The 19,841-nt window shown below is 39.8% G+C and carries 17 protein-coding genes; all 17 read left to right on the top strand.

Annotated elements, in window-relative coordinates; all coding sequences use genetic code 11:
• Positions 1–142: 142 nt before the first annotated feature.
• The 17 genes from uvrA (at position 143) to HXT38_RS02535 (ending at position 19,838) form a co-directional block, all read left to right on the top strand.
• Positions 143–3,034: an excinuclease ABC subunit UvrA gene (gene uvrA, locus HXT38_RS02455; RefSeq protein ID WP_223293644.1), complete on the top strand. Its 2,892-nt coding sequence runs from the start codon at positions 143–145 to the stop codon at positions 3,032–3,034.
• 102 nt (positions 3,035–3,136) lie between these two features.
• Positions 3,137–5,479 carry an excinuclease ABC subunit UvrC gene (gene uvrC, locus HXT38_RS02460; RefSeq protein ID WP_004106589.1) on the top strand — a complete coding sequence of 781 codons (2,343 nt, stop codon included), beginning with the start codon at positions 3,137–3,139 and terminating at the stop codon, positions 5,477–5,479.
• A 67-nt stretch (positions 5,480–5,546) separates the two neighbouring features.
• On the top strand, positions 5,547–6,677 hold the full coding sequence (locus tag HXT38_RS02465) for a GuaB3 family IMP dehydrogenase-related protein (protein WP_004106592.1): 1,131 nt from the start codon (positions 5,547–5,549) through the stop codon (positions 6,675–6,677).
• A gap of 366 nt (positions 6,678–7,043) precedes the next feature.
• Positions 7,044–7,634 carry a hypothetical protein gene (locus tag HXT38_RS02470; RefSeq protein WP_004106594.1) on the top strand — a complete coding sequence of 197 codons (591 nt, stop codon included), beginning with the start codon at positions 7,044–7,046 and terminating at the stop codon, positions 7,632–7,634.
• A 287-nt stretch (positions 7,635–7,921) separates the two neighbouring features.
• Entirely contained in the window at positions 7,922–9,961 is a 2,040-nt protein-coding gene (locus HXT38_RS02475) for an AMP-dependent synthetase/ligase (protein ID WP_004106596.1), read from the top strand.
• Positions 9,962–10,025: 64 nt separating this feature from the next.
• Positions 10,026–10,514 (top strand): peptide deformylase, encoded by a 489-nt coding sequence (locus tag HXT38_RS02480; protein ID WP_004106598.1) that lies wholly within the window; start codon positions 10,026–10,028, stop codon positions 10,512–10,514.
• A gap of 309 nt (positions 10,515–10,823) precedes the next feature.
• Entirely contained in the window at positions 10,824–11,642 is an 819-nt protein-coding gene (rpsB, locus tag HXT38_RS02485; RefSeq protein ID WP_032842488.1) for a 30S ribosomal protein S2, read from the top strand.
• A gap of 100 nt (positions 11,643–11,742) precedes the next feature.
• A complete protein-coding gene (gene tsf, locus HXT38_RS02490) occupies positions 11,743–12,594 on the top strand; it encodes a translation elongation factor Ts (protein WP_004106601.1) in 852 nt (283 codons plus the stop codon).
• A 175-nt stretch (positions 12,595–12,769) separates the two neighbouring features.
• Positions 12,770–13,519, top strand: a complete 750-nt coding sequence (gene pyrH, locus HXT38_RS02495) for a UMP kinase (RefSeq protein ID WP_004106602.1) — start codon at positions 12,770–12,772, stop codon at positions 13,517–13,519.
• Between the two features lie 19 nt (positions 13,520–13,538).
• A complete protein-coding gene (gene frr, locus HXT38_RS02500; RefSeq protein WP_004106603.1) occupies positions 13,539–14,093 on the top strand; it encodes a ribosome recycling factor in 555 nt (184 codons plus the stop codon).
• 33 nt (positions 14,094–14,126) lie between these two features.
• Positions 14,127–15,158: a phosphatidate cytidylyltransferase gene (locus HXT38_RS02505; protein WP_004574271.1), complete on the top strand. Its 1,032-nt coding sequence runs from the start codon at positions 14,127–14,129 to the stop codon at positions 15,156–15,158.
• A 42-nt stretch (positions 15,159–15,200) separates the two neighbouring features.
• A complete protein-coding gene (lgt, locus tag HXT38_RS02510) occupies positions 15,201–16,118 on the top strand; it encodes a prolipoprotein diacylglyceryl transferase (RefSeq protein ID WP_004106607.1) in 918 nt (305 codons plus the stop codon).
• A gap of 79 nt (positions 16,119–16,197) precedes the next feature.
• A complete protein-coding gene (gene rpe / locus HXT38_RS02515) occupies positions 16,198–16,863 on the top strand; it encodes a ribulose-phosphate 3-epimerase (protein WP_004574269.1) in 666 nt (221 codons plus the stop codon).
• Positions 16,864–16,988: 125 nt separating this feature from the next.
• Entirely contained in the window at positions 16,989–17,594 is a 606-nt protein-coding gene (locus tag HXT38_RS02520; protein ID WP_064340298.1) for a CDP-alcohol phosphatidyltransferase family protein, read from the top strand.
• Positions 17,595–17,613: 19 nt separating this feature from the next.
• On the top strand, positions 17,614–18,663 hold the full coding sequence (locus HXT38_RS02525) for a DUF881 domain-containing protein (RefSeq protein WP_004106613.1): 1,050 nt from the start codon (positions 17,614–17,616) through the stop codon (positions 18,661–18,663).
• Between the two features lie 2 nt (positions 18,664–18,665).
• Positions 18,666–18,998, top strand: a complete 333-nt coding sequence (locus tag HXT38_RS02530) for a small basic family protein (protein ID WP_004106615.1) — start codon at positions 18,666–18,668, stop codon at positions 18,996–18,998.
• A 3-nt stretch (positions 18,999–19,001) separates the two neighbouring features.
• Complete coding sequence (locus HXT38_RS02535; protein ID WP_004574263.1) at positions 19,002–19,838, top strand: DUF881 domain-containing protein; 837 nt, start codon at positions 19,002–19,004, stop codon at positions 19,836–19,838.
• Positions 19,839–19,841 lie beyond the last annotated feature (3 nt).

Here is a 19,841-nt window from a genome sequence, read left to right on the forward strand (position 1 = left end):
GTTCTATAATTTTCTTGTTAGTAATAAAATTGGGTATTGGTTGGGAATATTCAAGTGATTATGGGGAAGTGTGGAGGTAATTGTGTCAAAACAGGCGAATGAACAAAATGACTCGTTGCAAGAATTGCTTGATAATGCTCCTATGAGCGCTAACAACGGTACTTTTATAGCTGATTTATCTAGTATTCCTTCTGAATGGAAAATAACTATCCAGGGTGCTAGAGAGCATAATCTAAAAAATGTAAGTTTATCGATTCCTAGGAATCGTATGGTTGTTTTTACTGGTCTTTCTGGATCTGGTAAGTCCTCGCTTGCGTTTGATACGCTTTTTGCAGAAGGTCAGCGACGCTATGTTGAGTCGCTTAGTGCTTATGCTCGCCAATTTTTAGGACGTATGGATAAGCCTGATGTTGATTTTATTGAGGGCCTAAGTCCTGCTGTTTCTATTGATCAAAAAACTACGAATCGTAATCCTCGTTCTACTGTTGGAACTATTACAGAAATATATGATTATTTGCGATTATTGTTTGCTAGGATTGGTGTGCCTCACTGTCCTGAATGTGGTCAAATAGTAAGCTCTCAAACTCCTCAGCAAATGACTGATTCGTTGCTTGCTATGCCAGAACGTACGAGGTTACAAATTCTTGCTCCAGTAGTTCGTGGTCGTAAAGGAGAATTTAAAGACACGCTTGAGCTTTTGCGCTCAGATGGTTATGCTCGTGCGATTATTGACGGACAAATGCATGAGCTTTCTGAAGATATTACTCTTACTAAACAGAAGAAACATACAATTGAAGTAGTAGTAGATCGTTTAGTTATTAAAGATGGCATTCGTGTTCGATTAACTGATTCGATTGAAACAGCATTAAAACTATCTAAGGGAGTAGTAATTGCTGATTTTGTTGACGAACCAGAAGACTCACAAACGCGTCGTAAATCATTTTCGGAGCATCGCGCATGCCCAAATAATCATCAATTAGAGCTTGATGAGATTGAGCCTAGAACATTTTCATTCAATGCTCCTTATGGTGCTTGCTCTGAATGTTCTGGCATTGGATACAATCTCGAAATTGATCCTGAACTTGTTATCCCAGACCCAGACAAATCTCTTGCGCAGGGAGCTATTGAGCCGTGGGCAATGAATAAGTCAGCTGGAATGTATTATCAGCACATACTTTCAGGACTTGCTAAAGATTTGCATTTTGATATGAATACTCCGTGGAAGGATCTAGCGGAAGACGTTAAACATGACATCATGTATGGTCATGATTTCACAGTTCAAGTTTCCTACACAAATAGGTGGGGGCGTCAGCGTGAATATTCTACTGGCTTTGAAGGTGTAGTTCGTACGCTTATGCGCAAACATGACGAAACTGATTCTGATCAAATGCGTCAATATTATGAGTCGTATATGCGTGAAGTTCCATGCCAAAAATGTAATGGAAAGCGTTTACGTCCAGAAGTTCTTGCAGTTACAGTATCTAATACTTCCATAGCTGAAGTTTGCGATATGCCAGTAGAGCGAAGTCTAGCATGGGTAAATGCTTTGCATTTGGATGGTTCTCAAGCAGTAATTGCAACAGAAATATTAAAAGAGATTCGTGCTCGACTTGGTTTTTTGAACGATGTGGGTTTAAGCTATCTCACTCTTTCAAGAGCTGCAAAAACTTTGTCTGGTGGAGAGGCTCAACGTATTCGTTTAGCTACTCAAATTGGATCAGGTTTAGTTGGTGTTATGTACGTGCTTGATGAGCCGTCTATTGGATTGCATCAAAGAGATAATGAGCGTTTGATTGCAACATTGCATCATCTGCGAAATCTTGGTAATACGCTTATTGTTGTCGAGCATGATGAAGATACTATTCGTCAGTCCGATTGGCTTGTTGATATTGGTCCAGAAGCTGGCGAGCATGGAGGAGAAGTAGTATATTCAGGTCCGTCTGATGGAATTATTAAAGCTCAGCGTTCAATTACTGGAGATTATATTGCTCACAGACGCTCAATAGATGTGCCAAAACAACGTCGTAGTGTAGACGAAAATCGTATGCTCCATATAATTAATGCCCATGAGCATAATTTAAAAAATATTGATGTAAGCATACCTTTGGGAGTATTCACATGCATAACGGGTGTATCTGGATCTGGTAAATCAACACTTATAAACTCAATTTTATATCCTGTTCTTGCAGACAAACTAAATGGTGCTCGAATTGTTCCAGGAAAGCACAAACGTATTGATGGTATTGAGCTTTGTGACAAAGTAGTGCATGTCGATCAGAATCCTATAGGAAGAACTCCTCGTTCTAATCCAGCAACTTACACTGGTGTTTGGGATAAAATACGTTCATTGTTTGCTCAGACTCCAGAAGCAAAAGTTCGTGGCTATGGTCCTGGTCGCTTCTCGTTTAATGTTAAAGGAGGCAGATGTGAAGCATGTCATGGCGACGGTACTTTAAAAATAGAAATGAACTTTTTGCCTGACGTATACGTAGAGTGTGAAGTTTGTCATGGTAAACGTTATAACCGTGAAACTTTGGAAGTTACATATAACGGAAAGTCTGTTGCAGATGTTCTTAATATGCCTATTTGTGAAGCTGCAATATTTTTCAAAGCATATCCTTCTATTTCTCGATATTTAGATACTTTAGTAAAAGTTGGCTTGGGCTATATTCGTCTTGGTCAAAGCGCAACAACGCTTTCTGGCGGTGAGTCTCAACGAGTAAAGCTTGCTACAGAGCTGCAGAGAAGATCTACTGGTAAAACAGTTTATATTCTTGATGAACCTACTACTGGACTGCATTTTGAAGATGTTAGGAAACTTCTAGCGGTTTTGCAATCTCTTGTAGATAAAGGCAACAGTGTTATTGTAATTGAACATAATCTTGATGTTGTGAAATCTGCAGATTGGATTATTGATTTAGGTCCAGAAGGAGGAGATAAAGGCGGAACCTTAGTTGCAGAAGGTAGTCCTGAGAGCGTAGCGCGTAATGGCGAGAGTTGGACAGGTAAATTCCTTAAGCAAATGTTACATTAAGCGTTCAAAAAAGTTACCGATCTGTAATTTGCTGAACTGAGAAATTTACTCGACAAATCTTATGAATAGTTGCATAAATCTTGTTTAGGAAAGGAGGTGAAAATGAAAGATAATGATCTTAATAAAAATTCTTATAAAGCATATGATTTGCAAGAAGAAAATAGGATGAGAGATAGTGAAAAATGGCGTAAAACGCAAGCAATAATAGATGAACAGTTTTCGAAAGATTCATCATTTGATGATGAAAGAGTAAATGCATTAGGAGCTCCATTGCTTGGTGATACCCGTGATTTATTCCGTCCAGCTTCTCGTGATATTCCAGCGCAACCTGGAGTATACAAGTGGCGTGATGGCGAGGGGCGAGTTATTTACGTTGGAAAAGCAAAAAATTTACGCAATCGTTTAGCGAATTATTTTCAACCTCTTTACCAACTTCATCCTAGAACTCAATCTATGGTTCTTACAGCTCGCAGTTTGGAATGGACTGTTGTAAGCACTGAATTTGAGGCTCTTACACTTGAATATACTTGGATTAAAGCTTTTAATCCTAGGTTTAATGTAGTTTTTCGTGACGATAAAACATATCCTTATGTTGCAGTTTCGCTAGAGGAAACTTTTCCAAGAGTATGGATTACTAGAAATCGTAGTGCGCGGCATGCTAGATATTTTGGTCCGTATGCAAAAGTGTGGCCTCTTCGTCATAGTTTAGATTCTTTACTTAAAACTTTTCCTATTCGCACATGCTCATCCTCTGTTTTTAGCAAAGCTCATAGGACTGGTAGACCTTGCTTATTTGCTTCGATTGGTAAATGTTCAGCTCCTTGTATAGGAAACATAGATCCTAGCGAACATCGCAAGATGGTAGAACATGTAGTTGGCATACTTACAGGCAGTGTTGGAGAGTCTTATATTTCACAAATTAAGAATGAGATGAAAGAAGCAAGTGAAGAGCTAGAATTTGAGCGTGCAGCTAAATTGCGTGACGAAATTGCTGTTTTGAACACTATTTTGCAACAAAATGCAGTTGTGTTTGACAATGATGTAGAAGCAGATGTTTTTGGATTCTGCGGAGATGAGCTTGAAGCGTCAATTCATGTATTTTTTGTCAGAGCTGGAATGATTCGTGGAGAGAAAAATTGGTCGGTAGAACGAAATGAGCATATCAGTGACAGTGATCTTATAGCTGATTTATTAACTCGCGTATACGCAGAATATGAGCAAAATTACACACAAAACCATGAAGATACTATTAGCATTAAGAAAGTTCGCGACGCTGTTAGCTCTACGCAGCAAGCTACTGCAACTGATGTAATATTGCGAGCGCAAGCTACTAAAACTCGTCGTGAACGTCAAGAGAGAACAGGTCGTGAGGATTTACTTGCTCCTATTTCGCCTGTTCCTCGTGAGATTATAGTTCCAATTAAAATTTCTGATGAACGTAAGCAAGAGCTTGAATTGTGGCTTAGCAATATTCGTGGTTCTCAAGTAAGTATTAGAGTTGCAGAGCGCGGAGAAAAACGTGCTCTTATGGATCGTGCAAACGATAATGCTAGTCAGGAATTGAAACGAATAAAATCTAGCCGTATTAACAGCATAGATATGAGAACAGAAGCTATGAACGAAATAGCAAAAGCGCTTGGAATGAGTAAATCTCCTTTGCGAATTGAATGTTATGATATTTCAAATACAGTTGATGGCAGTTATCAAGTTGCTTCTATGGTTGTTTTTGAAGATGGTGTTGCTCGTCCTAGTGAGTACCGTCATTTTGCGGTTCGAGGTGAACATGGTGATGGTAAAATAGATGATTTAAGTGCTGTTTATGAAACATTATTGCGAAGGTTTAAGCATAAAGATGTTTATGCAGAAAATAGGCTTGATGCATCAGATTCATCAGATACATCAGATACATCTGACTCATCTGATATTAATATTTGCGATGCTAACAGTATTTCTAATAAGCATTTTTCAGGTAATTCATTGACTAGTGCGCGGCATTTTGCTTATAAACCTCAATTAATTATTGTCGATGGAGGAAAAGAACAAGCAAAAGCTGCTAAAAGAGCTATGAGAGATGCTGGCGTAAGTGATATTACTGTTTGTGGTTTAGCTAAGAAGCTTGAAGAAGTGTGGCTTCCTGACGAAGATTATCCAATCATTTTTAAGAGAAGCTCAGAAGGATTGTATTTATTGCAGCGTGCTAGAGACGAGTCTCATCGTTTTGCTATTTCGTATCATCGTAAATTGCGAAGAAAAGGTTCATTGCATTCTACTTTTGATGCAATTCCTGGAATTGGAGCAGTGTATCGCAAGCGTTTGCTTGCATCTTTTGGTTCAATAAAATCTTTGAAAAATGCTTCATTAGAAGATTTGCAAAAAGTACCTGGAATTGGCGAGAATAAAGCAAAAGCTATATACAGTGCTTTGCGTAAAAATAATGATAAATAGCTTTTGAATTACTATGAGTCTTACTATGAGTCGTAACTCGTCAGCATAAGGCACTAGCCTAAGAAGTATGTCTCAGGAAATTGAAATTGGTTTGGGCAAAAAAGCCCGAGTTGCATATTCGCTTGACGATATTGCTATTGTTCCTTCGCGCCGCTCGCGTGATCCTCAAGCTGTATCTACTTCATGGCAAGTAGATGCTTACACGTTTGATATCCCAATTATTGCTGCTCCGATGGATTCTGTTACTAGCCCGGATACTGCGATTGCAATTGGTCAAATGGGTGGTCTTGGAGTTCTTGATCTAGAAGGTTTATGGACTCGATATGAGAATCCAGAACCTTTGTTAAAAGAAATAGCTGAGATGCCGTCAAATATTGCAACCCGCCGCATTCAGGAGATTTATACTGAGCCAATCAAACCAGAATTGATTGCAAAGCGTTTGCATACAATCAGAGATGCTGGAGTGACAGTAGCAGGAGCTCTTTCTCCACAACGCACGCAAGAATTATATAACACTGTGCTAGAAGCTGGTGTTGATTTATTTGTGATTCGCGGAACAGCAGTATCTGCGGAACATGTTTCTAAAGATCATGAACCTCTTGATTTAAAGAAGTTTATTTACGATCTCGATGTCCCTGTTATTGTTGGAGGTTGCGCGGATTATACTTCTGCTCTTCATTTGATGAGAACTGGAGCTGCAGGTATTTTAGTCGGATTTGGCGGCGGAGCAGTATCCGCAACAATGAATACTTTAGGTGTGCAAGCACCTATGGCTACTGCCATTGCGGATGTTGCTGAAGCTCGTAGGGATTATATGGATGAATCCGGCGGTCGTTACGTGCAAATTATTGCTGATGGAGGAATGGGTAATTCCGGCAGCTTTATTAAGGCTCTTGCAGTTGGAGCTGACGCAGTTATGCTTGGTACTCCATTAGCTCGCGCAACTGAGGCTCCTGGTCATGGCACTCATTGGGGTGCTGAGGCTCGCCATTCATCACTTCCTCGTGGCATGCGCTCAAATGTTGGCACTGTGGCTCCGTTAGAAAATATTCTTTTCGGTCCAAGTCATGAAGCAGATGGTACTACAAACTTTGTTGGTGCATTGCGCAGAACAATGGCTTCTACAGGTTATGTTGATGTTAAGAGCTTCCAGCGTTGCAACGTAGTATTTAACCCATTCCATCAGGATATTCGTTAGTGTTATAAGTATGATGCTTATTGCATAAAATATGGCGGTTCAGTAATTTGCTCTGAGCCGCCATTTTTGTTTTCAAAATTGTTATATCTATATGAACATTCTATTGATTTATGCATAAATATGATTTTTTAGCTATATTTGCTATTCTTTTAAACCGTAATGTGTATAATTCAACACGCATAAAATCGTTTATTTTCAATAAAAACGACGAATATTTTGTAATTTATCCACATTTTTATTAATTACGCAGTTAGAGAAAAATTACGTTGTAAGCTTTTATCTAAACTCGTTTAGTTTGTAGAAATATAAGCTTAACAAGTTTTAAATAACAACAGTTTTAAATAATTGTTAAAACAGGAGAGAAACATGAAGATAGATTTTGCTGATGCCTATGGCATGGAAGATAACGATTACAGTGATGATGAGCTGAAAGATAAGTCCTCAAAGACTAAGAAAAACAATGACGAGGATCCTCCACATGTTTTCTGTAGACCTCGTATTAGCTTGCCTGTATATGAGGGTGAAGTTAGTGTTGGTTTTTCGCGTGAATGCTTGAAATACCATGTTGGAATGTGTTATTTCGACAGTAGAGATGAGCAGGCTTTTGTTAATTTAGCTTTAAAAACTTGTCAAATTGCTTGCATAGCTGCAGATATTTCGAGAGGTAGGCCTATTTCTCCAGCAATGTCGCAGCTTTTAACAAAAAGTTGTATTACTAAATTAACTAACATGTGGAAACTGATGGATGAGTATTTCACTGATAATAACGATTCGGAAACTCGCTCTGCTGTGCGTAGTTTTCCTGCAGTTCCGAGTTTGTTTAATGGAATGTTAGTCAGCCCGAATCATTTTGAAGGTGTTGTGCGCATTTGTGCAGGACCTGTGAAATACTGGGCGTCGTTATCTTTGGAATTGAAAAATAATCGTTGGATTTGCACGTATGCAGATCTAGGATAAAATCGTCGCTTATAGTAGGTAGCTGAAATAAGACATCTATGATAATGCGTTTGAAGACTTATGTACATATATTCAAATAAATATGAGCCCCTTATTGCTTGATTTGCTGATTTTTCAACAATTTTAGCAATAAAGGGGTTCACTTTTGTAAGATTAAACATTCTACCTTGCACGACTTGTAGAATCTAAGTTTTTTCCCAGTGTTTGTTTGTAAATGACAATATTAAGTATTATTTTTTGTACTTCGTGCAGTCGTGTCGATTCTGTTATCAAGTACAATAAATAATATGCTCCGAGAATTTGCTGTAGAAGCCATTCACCCAACTCAAGACGGTGATACCATTTATTCCTTACTCGCCAATCGTGCTATGCGTAGCCCACAAGACTTGGTTGCTCAATGGCAAGACGATGAAACTCGTCGTTGGCATGATGTTACTTCATCTGAAATGCTCGCGAAAGTTCGTGCAGTAGCTCGAGGCTTAATAGCACTCGGAGTTCAGCATGGCTCCAAAGTTGTTATTTACTCTGCTACATGTTATGAGTGGGGTATTGTCGATTTTGCTTGTGCATGTATTGGTGCTGTAAGCGTTCCTATTTATGAAACAGATTCAGCATTGCAGGCAGCTGACATTATCGATGAAGTTAAGCCAGTTATTGCTTTTGCTGGAGACGATGCGCATGCTCAATGCTTAGAGCGTGTTCGTCAGGATCATAAACATATAACTTTGAAAACCGTATTTAATTTCAAAGCTGGTGGCTTGGAAGCAGTTGTTGATTTTGGTAGATCTATTACTGAGGATGAGCTTAATAAAGCTGTTGATGTTGTTAAGGCAGATGATTTAGCTACTATTGTTTACACCTCTGGCTCGACTGGTAGACCTAAAGGCGCAATGCTTTCAAATCGTAATTTTACGCATATTGTTTTTGCTGGTTACGATGTTCTTAACGATATGTTATGCAAACCAAATCGTTTGCTTTTATTCCTTCCATTGGCGCATTGTTTTGCTCGGTACATTCAATATGTTGCTATTGGTGCTCACGGTGTTATTGGATATGTGCCTAATGCTAAGCATCTTTTGGCTGATTTGCGTAGTTTTAAGCCTACGTATTTACTTGGCGTGCCTAGAGTTTTTGAAAAAGTTTATAATGCTGCGTCACAAAAAGCTGGTGCTGGCATAAAGGGTCGTATCTTTGCTAAAGCTGTAAAGCATTTCATTCAATGGTCTCGCGACAATGTTGAAGGTAAAACTCATTCTCTTGCTGCACGCATGAATCATGCGATGTACATGAAAACAGTTGGTTCTTCTATTCGTTCAGCTTTAGGTCCTAATCTTTCATGGTTAGCTTGCGGTGGAGCTCCAATGGATGCTGATTTGGCTCATTTCTTTAATGGTCTTGATGGTATTACTTTTATTCAAGGGTATGGAATGACTGAAACTGCCGCTCCTTGTGTAGTTAATTTTGAGCATGCAAATCAAGTTGGATCTGTAGGTCGACCTGGTCCTGGTATAGCTATCCGTCTTGCTGACGACGATGAAGTGCTTATTAAAGGTCCTAACGTATTTATGGGATATTTCAATAAGCCTGAGCTTACTGCAGAAGTTATTGACGAAGATGGATGGTTGCATTCAGGCGATCTTGGCTCAATAGATGATGAAGGATTCTTGTCTATTACTGGTCGCAAAAAAGATATTATTATTACTGCCGGTGGCAAGAATATAAGTCCTGCTCCTATGGAAGGTATTATTGCTCAATGCCCATTAGTTTCTCATGCTGTAGTAGTGGGCGATGGTAAGCCATTTGTTTCTGCTTTAATTGAGCTTGATCCAGATATGGTTCGTTCTTGGCTAAAGAATAAGGGTATGGATGTTAACCTTACTATGAGTGAGATTGCTACTAACGAAGCAGTGCGTTCAGTAATTCAGCAATTTATTGACCAAGCTAATAGTACTGTTTCTCGCGCTGAGTCTGTTCGTAAGTTTGTTATTTTGCAAGATGAATTTACTCAAGATGCTGGAACCTTGACTCCAAGTATGAAGATTGTTCGTCCGAAGATTCTTGCTCGCTATGCTGATATTATCGAAACGCAATTGTATGCTCCAAAGCCTAATACTCGTCCTTTGCCAGCAACTGTAAAGATTCTCGATAAAACTACTGAGACTGTTAAGCAAGCACAGGAGACTGTTAAGCAAGCTCAGGAAGCTGTAACTCCTCGAGTACGTCAAGCTATCGATCAAGCTGCGAATCATTTGAAGCGTTTTGGTGAAGAATCTTCATCAGATTCCTCTTCGACATCGCATAGTGATCATAATGAACATGTCGAGTAAAAAGCTTACATATTTGTAGTTGTTTTTTCGTTATTCCTACTTACATAAAAGAAAGAGTAATCGAGTGTCTATTAGAAAAATTCGTATTGTTCCGGATCCCGTATTGCGAACTCCTTGTGATGAGATTCGTGAAATTACGCCAGCTGTGAAACATTTAGTTGATGATTTATTGGAAACGGTAAATGATCCAGGTAGAGCTGGATTGTCTGCTAATCAGATTGGTGTAAGTTTTAGAGCTTTTTCTTACAATATAAATGGTCGAATTGGCTATATTCTAAATCCAGTAATTGAAGAGCTAAAAGGTGAACAGTACGACGACGAGGGTTGCCTTTCTGTTCCGGGATTATGGTACAAAACTAGGCGTGCAAATTATGCTAGAGCTCGTGGAATTGATTTAGATGGTAAGACTGTAGTGCTTGAAGGTGAAGGTCTTATGGCTAGAATGATTCAGCATGAGTGTGATCATTTAGATGGTCATATTTATTTAGATAGGCTTGAAAAGGATGTGCGCCGTCAAGCGTTGCGTGAGTTGCGCAATAATATGCGTAGCTAAGTTTTAGTTTTTATGCGTTATGTGTAAATAATTTTTTAAAAGTTATCGGCATTTTTGTTGCTTTTATTGCTACAAGGATGCCGATTTTTGGTATTGAGTATCTGATATAATCACTCTCTGCGTGTCCATTTTGAGCATGAGTATTGCCGCGTTATATGATTGCTCGCTTTTTATTGTCTACACGGATTCGCAAATACGCGCCATGTACGCGTCCGTTCGTGTCGGTCGGCTTGGATTTAGGCATGTGTCAGCCAAGTTGCATGCGAACAGACATGGCCAGGAAATAACCGACAAGAAAGGTATATAGATATGGCACAGATTACCATGAGCGAAATGCTGAAGGCTGGTTTGCACTTCGGTCATCAGACTCGTCGCTGGAACCCAAAGATGAAGCAGTTCATTCTTACCCAGCGCAATGGTATTCATATCATCAATTTGTTCAAGTCTCTCGACATGATCGACAAGGCTTATGACTTCATCAAGCAGACTGTTGCTCACAACGGCACTGTTCTCTTCGTGGGCACTAAGAAGCAGGCTCAGGAAGCTGTACAGAATCAGGCAACTCGCGTAAACATGCCTTATGTTTGCGAGCGTTGGCTTGGCGGTATGTTGACCAATTTCCAGACTGTTTCTACTCGCGTAAAGCGCTTGAAGGAACTTGAGGAAATGGACTTCAGCGATGTTCGTGGATCCGGCTTGACTAAGAAGGAACTTTTGCTTCTCGAGCGCGAGAAGGACAAGCTTTCCAAGCAGCTCGGTGGTATTCGCAACATGAACCGCACTCCATCCGCCATGTTCGTTGTTGATATTAACAAGGAAGCTTTGGCTGTTGAAGAAGCCCATAAGCTTGGTATTCCAGTTGTGGCAATTGTTGATACCAACACTGATCCTGAGGCTGTTGAGTATCCAATTCCTGCTAACGACGATGCTATTCGTGGCATTGAGTTATTGACCAGCTTGATGGCTGATGCTGTAGCTGAAGGCTTGCTTGAGCATGCCGGTAAGGGCGCTAAGTCTGAAGGTAATGATGCTCAGCCAATGGCAGCTTGGGAGAAGGAATTGCTCACCAAGGAAGGCGAAGCTGAAGCTAAGCCTGCCAAGGAAGAAAATACTGAGGCAAATGCCTGATAAGCTAATTTGCAACCAGATTCTTATCTAGAAGCTGCAAAATCCAATTGATTTTGCTTTTTGCAGCTTTTAAGAATCATATTGATACGAGGAGAACAAAATGGCAGCAATTACTGCAGCGTTGATTAAGCAGGTGCGTGAAGAAACCGGCGCCGGCATGATGGACGTTAAAAAGGCTCTTACTGAAGCTGAAGGCGACGTTGCCCGCGCTAAGGAAATCATCCGCGCTAAGGGTATTCAGGCAGCTGGTAAGCGTGAAGGTCGTAAGGCTCAGGAAGGTACCATCGCTTCTAAGGTTGTTAAGTCTGCTGAAGGCGAAACTGGTTACGCAGTTGAGTTGAATTCTGAAACTGACTTTGTGGCAAAGACACCAAAGTTTGTGGAATTCTCAAACACTGTTCTTGACCATGCTGTTGAAGCTAATGCTTCTACTGCTGAAGAAGTACTTGCAGCACCAGCTGATGGCGCAACTGTTAAGGAATCTGTTGAAGAAGCAGCAGCTTTGTTTGGCGAGCACGTCAAGGTTGGTCAGGTTGCTAAGGTAAGCGGTCCACACGTTGAGATTTATGCTCACAAGAAGTCTGTGGAATTGCCTCCAAGCATCGTTTCCATGATTGCTACTGACGAGGCTGGTGCAAAGGTTGCTCACGAAGCTGCTTTGCAGATTTCCGCTATGGGTGCGCAGTGGCTTCGCCGCGAAGATGTTCCAGAAGAAGTTTTGGAATCTGAGCGTCGCGTTGCAACCGAGAAGTCCTTGGCTGAAGGCAAGCCAGAGAAGATTGTTCCAAAGATTGTTGAAGGACGTATGAACGCTTTCTTCAAGGAAACTGTACTTCTCGAGCAGGCATATGTTAAGGATCCATCCAAGAGCGTTGGTGACTTGTTCAAGGAAGTTGGCGGCACCGCTCTTGCCTTTGCTCGCGTTGAGGTTGGCAAAGGTGCTGCTGAATAAGCACTAATTATATAAGAATTTATTTTTGTTCTTGTATATAGGGTTGCGTGCACAAGTTGTGCGCAACCCATTTTTTATATTCATTTTCCAGCTTAACGTGCGTTTTGAGTGTCGTTATTGATAGATAAACTGACAAAGATATACCTCATTCGCCGTTATGACTGGAGGAATCTGTATGGCTATTGCACAAACGGATGAAGGAAAGTCCCGTAGGGTTTTATTAAAGCTTTCTGGAGAAGCATTCGGTGGTGGCGCTGTTGGTATTGATACTAATGTTATTCGTAGGATTGCTGGCGAAATAGTAGCTGCAGTGAATCAAGGCGTTCAGGTTGCTATTGTTGTCGGCGGCGGTAACTTCTTTAGGGGAGCAGAACTGCAGCAAGCAGGTATTGATCGTAGCCGTGGCGATTATATGGGTATGTTGGGCACTGTAATGAACTGCTTGGCTCTTCAGGATTTTCTTGAGCAAGCAGGGCAAGCAACTCGCGTACAAACTGCTATTACAATGGGTCAGGTTGCAGAACCTTATATTCCGTTGAAAGCAATTCGTCACCTTGAAAAGGGTCGTGTGGTTATTTTTGGTGCTGGTGCCGGAATGCCATATTTTTCTACTGATACTGTTTCTATTCAACGTTCATTGGAAATTCATTGCGATGAAGTTCTTATGGGCAAGAATGGTGTGGATGGCGTATATAGTGCTGATCCTCGTAAAGATTCTACTGCTCGTAAGTTCCTAACATTAAACTACAATCGCGCTATCGTTGATGGTTTAGCTGTTATGGATGCGTCTGCGCTTTCTATGGCTCGCGATAATAATCAAAAAATTCGTGTGTTTGGTCTTGAGGGCGAAGGTAACGTAACTAGTGCTCTTGTTGGAGAATCTATTGGCACATTAGTGTCTAATGCAGAGCCAACATTTGCTTAAATATTATAAAGGAGAACACATGTCAGCAATAATTGATCAAGCCCGTGAACAGATGAATAAGTCTGTTGAAGCTACTAAAGAGAATTTTATGGGTATTCGCACCGGTCGTGCTAATCCTGCTTTGCTAAACGGAATTATGGTTGATTATTATGGTGCTCCAACTCCAATTAAAGCTGTTGCATCTATTGGTGTTCCAGAGCCTAGAACTCTTTCAGTTACGCCTTTTGACGCTTCTCAAGCGAATGCTGTTGAAAAGGCTATTCGCGATTCTGATTTAGGTGTAAGCCCTAATCGTGATGGCAATGTTATTCGTGTTACTATGCCAGAGCTCACGGAAGAGCGTCGCAAGGAATACGTCAAGCTTGCTAAGAATAAAGCAGAAGAAGGCAAAGTTGCAGTTCGCAATATTCGTCGCAAAGCTAAGGAATCTATTGACAAGTCTGTTAAAGATGGTGAACTTGGCGAAGATGAAGGCGATCGTTTACAAAAAGAGCTTGATAAAGTAACTAAGCAAGTTACTGATTCCTTAGACGTTTTGCTTGAAGGTAAGCAAAAAGAAATTATGGAAGTCTGAGATTTTTGTAGTTTCAAACTGAATGGGTGCCGTATGAGTCAAATAAAACAGCATAATTTTGCCAATGAAGTCAGTAAAGCAAATGCTGAAAAAACTGCATTAGAAGTAGGATTGTCTTCTGACAAAGCAGATACTGCTACACATGGCACCCATGAAACTTTAAGTGATATTAATCGTCGCACGGGCAGGAATATGCCTCAAGCAATTGCTACTGCCGCAATACTAGTTGTAGCAATTGTTTCTTGCTTAATTATTAGCATTGATGTCTTTATAGTGCTTATGGCCATTTTTATGGTTCTGGCATTGTGGGAATTACATGTTGATTTTGCAACTCTCGGTTTGCGTATTCCTTTCGTAACGTTATCAATATGTTCGCTTGTAACTATTTTTTCAACATACTATGCAAAATGGCATGCTGTTGCTATGGCTAGTGGAATTACTGCATCTTTGCTTCTTACAGTAATTTGTGCGACTCTTAGCAGTACTATTTCAGATAGAACGATGCAAGCTGTAGAAAAAAAGCTCGATGGTTCTAACCGCTCATCATACGAACATACTTTATTTACGAATACGTCTGTTTCGCTATTCGTGGTGTTGTACATTCCACTTTTAGCTTCTTGCATTGTATTAGCTCTTACAAATACAAAATACGCAGTTGCTCACGCTATGCTTTTGGTATTTTTACCTGCATTAAGTGACACTGGCGGATTATTTGCTGGTGCATGGTTGGGCAAACATAAGCTTTCTCCGCGAATCTCTCCTAAGAAGTCTGTAGAAGGCTTAATAGGCTCAATGCTTTTTGCAATTATAGGAGCATATGCAATTATTGCAGGTTTTTATGGTTCCTCTTGGTTCAATTTCTGGTGGATGCCATTAGTCATGGGTATTTCTTCTGGAATCATTGGCACATTCGGTGACTTGTGTGCTTCTATGCTTAAAAGAGATATTGGTATTAAAGACATGGGGCATTTGCTAAAAGGTCATGGTGGTGTTCTTGACCGAGTAGATTCTATTTTGCTGTGCGGTCCTGTGCTGCTTGTGCTTTTGCAACTTGCTCATTTCTGAATTTATCTGTCGCAATCGTGGGCTTAGACTAATATCGACGCCATGACAGTCTGTTTTATCCCGTCGCCAAGTATTTCGCAATTTTCTCTTGGCTTTGTAAACATAAAGTTTTACGCTCTTAGTATTCTTGCCGGTATTTTGGTTGCAATGTGGATTACTACGCGTCGATGGAAGCGTCTTGGAGGAGATTTTAACCAGATACTTGATCTTGTTTTAGTCAGTCTTCCTGCTGGAATAATTGGCGCGCGTTTGTATCACGTTATTACAACTCCAGAAAAGTTTTTTGGCTCTAATGGTGATTTTTTAGAAATATTTAGAATTTGGAATGGTGGTCTAGGAATTTGGGGCGGCATATTCTTAGGCGCATTGGCTGCTTGTGTGTTATGCAAGTATCGTAAATATCCTATTGGATTACTAGCTGATTGTGCAGCTCCTGCAGTGCTTATTGCTCAAGGTATAGGAAGATTGGGGAATTGGTTTAATCAAGAACTTTACGGAGCTCCTACTAACTTGCCATGGGGTTTGAAGTTAAATTATGATACCACACAAGCAATAGGTCATAGTGAAAGATGTTATGATGGGTTAACGTGCCCAGAAGGCACATTATTTCATCCAACATTTTTGTACGAGATGATTTGGAATTTCATCGGTGCTGCATTGCTTATTTATTTTGGCAAAGTTATAGCTAAGAAGTTAAAAGCCGGTTCCGTATTCGCACTTTATGTTATGTGGTACACAATCGGACGAGTATGGATTGAGGCATTGCGAATTGATTTTTCACATGTTTTCTTAGGTGTTCGCATTAATGTTTGGGTTTCTATTATCGTATTTATTTGTGCAACTATTGTTTTTGCTTTGCTGCAAAAGAGTGCTAGTACTCGTGATTCTCTTGTTGAACGACTTATAGATATAACTTCAGACGAAAGAGAACGTGAGTCTCAGAATACTTCTAGTAAATAAGATTCAAGTATTTGAAAAAGCAATTTTAAAAATTTTGTTTTTATAAAACTAGTCGCTTGCATTTTCTAGAATAGTACACATGAATATACAAATAGCACCTAGCATTCTTTCCGCAGATTTTTGCAATCTTGAGCGTGACCTTGATGCAATATCTAATGCGGATCTTGTTCATGTCGATGTAATGGATCATCACTTTGTACCTAACTTGACTTTAGGTGAACCAATTGTTAAGCGAATTTGTGAGGTTACTAAACTTCCAGTTGACGTACATTTGATGATTGAGGATCCAGATCGTTGGGCTCCAGAATACGCTAAGCTTGGAGCTGCTTCTGTGAGTTTTCATATGGGTGCTACTCATGCTCCAGTGAGATTAGCTCGTCAGCTTCGCGATATGGGTTGTAAAGCTTGCTTTGCTGTGCGTCCTGCAGAACCAGTTGAACCTATTTTCGATATTCTTGATGAATTCGATATGGTTCTTATTATGACTGTTGAGCCTGGTTTTGGTGGACAGAAGTTCTTAGCTAATCAAATGAATAAGGTTCGCCGTTTACGTGACGAAATTACTCGTCGCGGATTGCAGACTCATATTCAGGTCGATGGAGGAGTTAGCCCTTCAACTGCAGCAATAGTTGCTGAAGCTGGTGCTGATGTGCTTGTTGCAGGTTCTGCAGTTTATGGAGCAGAAAGTCCTAAAGAGGCGATTGAAGCTATTCGTAATACTGCAAAAGCTGCTTGGCACGAATAAATATTAGATGTATGTTGGGGACATGAAATATGTCCCCAACATATTAAGTATTGCACAACAAGCGAGTTTTTTTTTGATGCGAATATATGCTGATTAATTGAGTGATTTCGTATGAGGAAGATATTATGACTAAGTTCGTTATTAATCAGGAATATAGTCCTGAAGCAATGAATCGAGTTTTGACAATACCTAATCTAATCAGTTTTTTGCGCATATGTTCAATTCCTTATATTGCTTGGCTTATTACACAGCATCAGATGACTTTTGCTCTTATTGTTTTAGCAATATCTGCGTTTTCTGATTGTCTTGATGGTTATATTGCTCGTACTTTGAATCAAGTTAGTAAGTTGGGTCAAATCCTTGATCCTATAGCTGATCGTCTATTGATTTTTTGCAGTACGTTAGCTTTAGCTGTTGCAATGATTATCCCTTGGTGGGCACTTTTATTAGTAGTATTGCGTGATGTTATTATGGCTGTACTTGTAATAGTACTTGCGCAAAGAGATTATGGTCCTTTGCCTGTTAACTTTGTAGGTAAAGCTGGTACAGCGCTTCTTATGCTTTCGATCGTTTCTTTAATGATTGTTTATGCTGTAGCTACTGAGTCTATGTTCCTGCTTTATGCTGCTGCACTTGCATGTGGAGTGTGGGGTATTGCTCTATATTGGTATGCTGGCTTGCTTTACTATATGCAAGCTTATTTGTTACTTGCTAAGTCAAGAAAAAACTAAATAAGGCGTGTACGCACATATGACTAAGCAAGATGAATTTGTTAGTTTAAAAGATAGTATCAAAGATTTAGATGTAAAACATACGTCTCATAAAAGCACTATGCCAATGTCTTTTGCTGCTCCTGATGGAATGTTGTTAACTAGGCGTAGAGCATTATTCTCGCACTCATTTACTGGTATTTCAACGCATCATGTTGTAATGTCTCCCAGTGGTTTTGCTCACAATCATGATCGTAGACGTTATATTGACGATTATGCTTTGCGTCTTATTGATGATTTAACTAATCGTCCGGTTGATCCAATGTTTATGGATGCAAGATTAAGTAAACAACCTGTTAAACCGTTTAATCTGTGGTTCACTAGAGCTATAGTATTTTTATTGTGTGTTTCTATCGGTACTGTTGGGAGTCAGTTTGTTCGTAAGTTACACACTGATCCTAGAAAAGCAATACGTTCTTCATTAGCTAATGAGTTGTCAGGTTATACGTCTCGTTTCGATAAGCTTGTAGAAGAAGTAACGTTATTGAGAAATAACGTAGATCATGAGTCGCAAAAAATTACTACGCCTGAAGAGGATGAAGTTAGTAAATCAGATGATATGGTTAATGGCACTCATGCTGTAGAAGGTTCTGGGATTACTGTAACTATTGCTAATCCTATTTCTGCTTCGAGCGATGTGAATAGCGGTTCTTTGCCTCGCGAGAGTAATGGCGCAAGAATGCGATTAGTTACAGATCGCGATATTCAACAATTTGTATCATTATTGTGGAAAGCAGGCGCTGAAGCTATTTCTGTTAATGGGCATAGACTTGGAGCACAAACTTCTATTCGTGTTGCTGGTCAAACTATTCTTATTGGAGTTAATCAAACTCAAAGTCCATATGTTATTGAAGTTATTGGCGATTCTGATGATTTAATTAAACAGTGTAATGATATGAAACGCATGAAATGGTACGCATCTTTAGCTAATGCAGGCATTAATCCACAGGTTTCACCTTCGAGAGTTATACGACTCAGCGCAGCAAACACAGGCGATATCAGTTTTGCCAACGAGAGAATTAGGAGATAAGCATGGCAGCGATTTTTGGATTAATTTTGGGAGTATTAATTGGAGTTGTTGTTCATCCAGATATTCCTATTGTCATTCAGCCTTATTTACCTATTATGGTCGTTGCAGCACTAGATGCGTTGCTTGGTGCCGCACGTGCATATTTTGAGAGAAACTTTTCGGATAAAGTTTTTGTTATTTCATTCTTCTCAAACGTTATAGCAGCTACGTTGCTTGTTTTACTTGGAAATCAGCTTGGTGTAGGTGCACAATTACAAACTGCAGTTATCGTTGTTTTAGGAATTCGTATTTTCTCTAACGTTTCTGCAATTCGTCGTTTCATCTTCAGGAGTTAGCATATGGTTTCAATGTTTTCTCATTCTCCACAAGGTGATGATATTCTTCATAAAATGCGTCGTCAAAAAGCGCATGATCGTGAAAGTGATGAAACTCAAACTGGATCTTTCCCAGCAGTTCATCGTAAAGTAAAATCTTCACTAAGTGGTCATGTGACGCGGGCGCGTATATTTACGGGCTTTTTAATGATGTTGCTCTGCGCTTTATTAGGTTTTGCGTACATGATTCAAGTTAATCGTAGTAACTCACTTTTGTATGAAACAATGAGTGAAGAGGAGTTGACACGTCTTATTACAGAAACTCATTCTCAAATTCAGAGTTTGGAAAGCCGGAAAAGTGAATTAACAGGTCAGCTTAATTCGTTGCGCGAAGCAGTAGATAAACAAGATGAAGCTCGTCGTATTGCTCAGCAGAATGCTCAAGCAAATGGTCTTATTTCTGGACGTCTGCCGGCAGTAGGTAAAGGTATTGTAGTTCACATTACTGCAGGTGAAAAAGAGAATATTGATGCTGCTACGATGTTTCAGCTAATAGAGGAATTGCGAAATGCTGGCGTAGAAGTTATGTCTATTAACGGTGTGAGAATAGTTACTTCAAGCTATATTTCACAAACTAAGCATGGTCTTATATGTGACAATATTATGATTGATCCTCCTTATATTGTGAAAGCAATTGGCGACCCTCAGAATTTGCAAAATGCTGTTAATATTGCAGGCGGTGTTGGGTCGCGTTTAAAAATTAAATTTGGTTCTTCTGTAATGGTTTCAGTGCCTGATGAGGTAGAAATTACTTCGACACGCGAACCAAAACAGTACGAATATGCAAAACCAGTCGAGTAACAA

This window comes from Gardnerella sp. DNF01157, assembly GCF_049244225.1.
Classification (GTDB): Bacteria; Actinomycetota; Actinomycetes; order Actinomycetales; family Bifidobacteriaceae; genus Bifidobacterium; species Bifidobacterium leopoldii.

What these genes read in the sequence shown, in the direction of transcription:
- HXT38_RS02535 (WP_004574263.1), top strand. Translation starts at nt 19,002, where the DNA reads ATGGTTTCAATGTTTTCTCATTCTCCACAAGGTGATGATATTCTTCAT.
- uvrC (WP_004106589.1), top strand. Translation starts at nt 3,137, where the DNA reads ATGAAAGATAATGATCTTAATAAAAATTCTTATAAAGCATATGATTTG.
- HXT38_RS02530 (WP_004106615.1), top strand. Translation starts at nt 18,666, where the DNA reads ATGGCAGCGATTTTTGGATTAATTTTGGGAGTATTAATTGGAGTTGTT.
- HXT38_RS02520 (WP_064340298.1), top strand. Translation starts at nt 16,989, where the DNA reads ATGACTAAGTTCGTTATTAATCAGGAATATAGTCCTGAAGCAATGAAT.
- rpsB (WP_032842488.1), top strand. Translation starts at nt 10,824, where the DNA reads ATGGCACAGATTACCATGAGCGAAATGCTGAAGGCTGGTTTGCACTTC.
- uvrA (WP_223293644.1), top strand. Translation starts at nt 143, where the DNA reads ATGAGCGCTAACAACGGTACTTTTATAGCTGATTTATCTAGTATTCCT.
- frr (WP_004106603.1), top strand. Translation starts at nt 13,539, where the DNA reads ATGTCAGCAATAATTGATCAAGCCCGTGAACAGATGAATAAGTCTGTT.
- tsf (WP_004106601.1), top strand. Translation starts at nt 11,743, where the DNA reads ATGGCAGCAATTACTGCAGCGTTGATTAAGCAGGTGCGTGAAGAAACC.
- HXT38_RS02470 (WP_004106594.1), top strand. Translation starts at nt 7,044, where the DNA reads ATGAAGATAGATTTTGCTGATGCCTATGGCATGGAAGATAACGATTAC.
- pyrH (WP_004106602.1), top strand. Translation starts at nt 12,770, where the DNA reads ATGGCTATTGCACAAACGGATGAAGGAAAGTCCCGTAGGGTTTTATTA.
- rpe (WP_004574269.1), top strand. Translation starts at nt 16,198, where the DNA reads ATGAATATACAAATAGCACCTAGCATTCTTTCCGCAGATTTTTGCAAT.
- lgt (WP_004106607.1), top strand. Translation starts at nt 15,201, where the DNA reads ATGACAGTCTGTTTTATCCCGTCGCCAAGTATTTCGCAATTTTCTCTT.
- HXT38_RS02525 (WP_004106613.1), top strand. Translation starts at nt 17,614, where the DNA reads ATGACTAAGCAAGATGAATTTGTTAGTTTAAAAGATAGTATCAAAGAT.
- HXT38_RS02505 (WP_004574271.1), top strand. Translation starts at nt 14,127, where the DNA reads ATGAGTCAAATAAAACAGCATAATTTTGCCAATGAAGTCAGTAAAGCA.
- HXT38_RS02475 (WP_004106596.1), top strand. Translation starts at nt 7,922, where the DNA reads ATGCTCCGAGAATTTGCTGTAGAAGCCATTCACCCAACTCAAGACGGT.
- HXT38_RS02465 (WP_004106592.1), top strand. Translation starts at nt 5,547, where the DNA reads ATGTCTCAGGAAATTGAAATTGGTTTGGGCAAAAAAGCCCGAGTTGCA.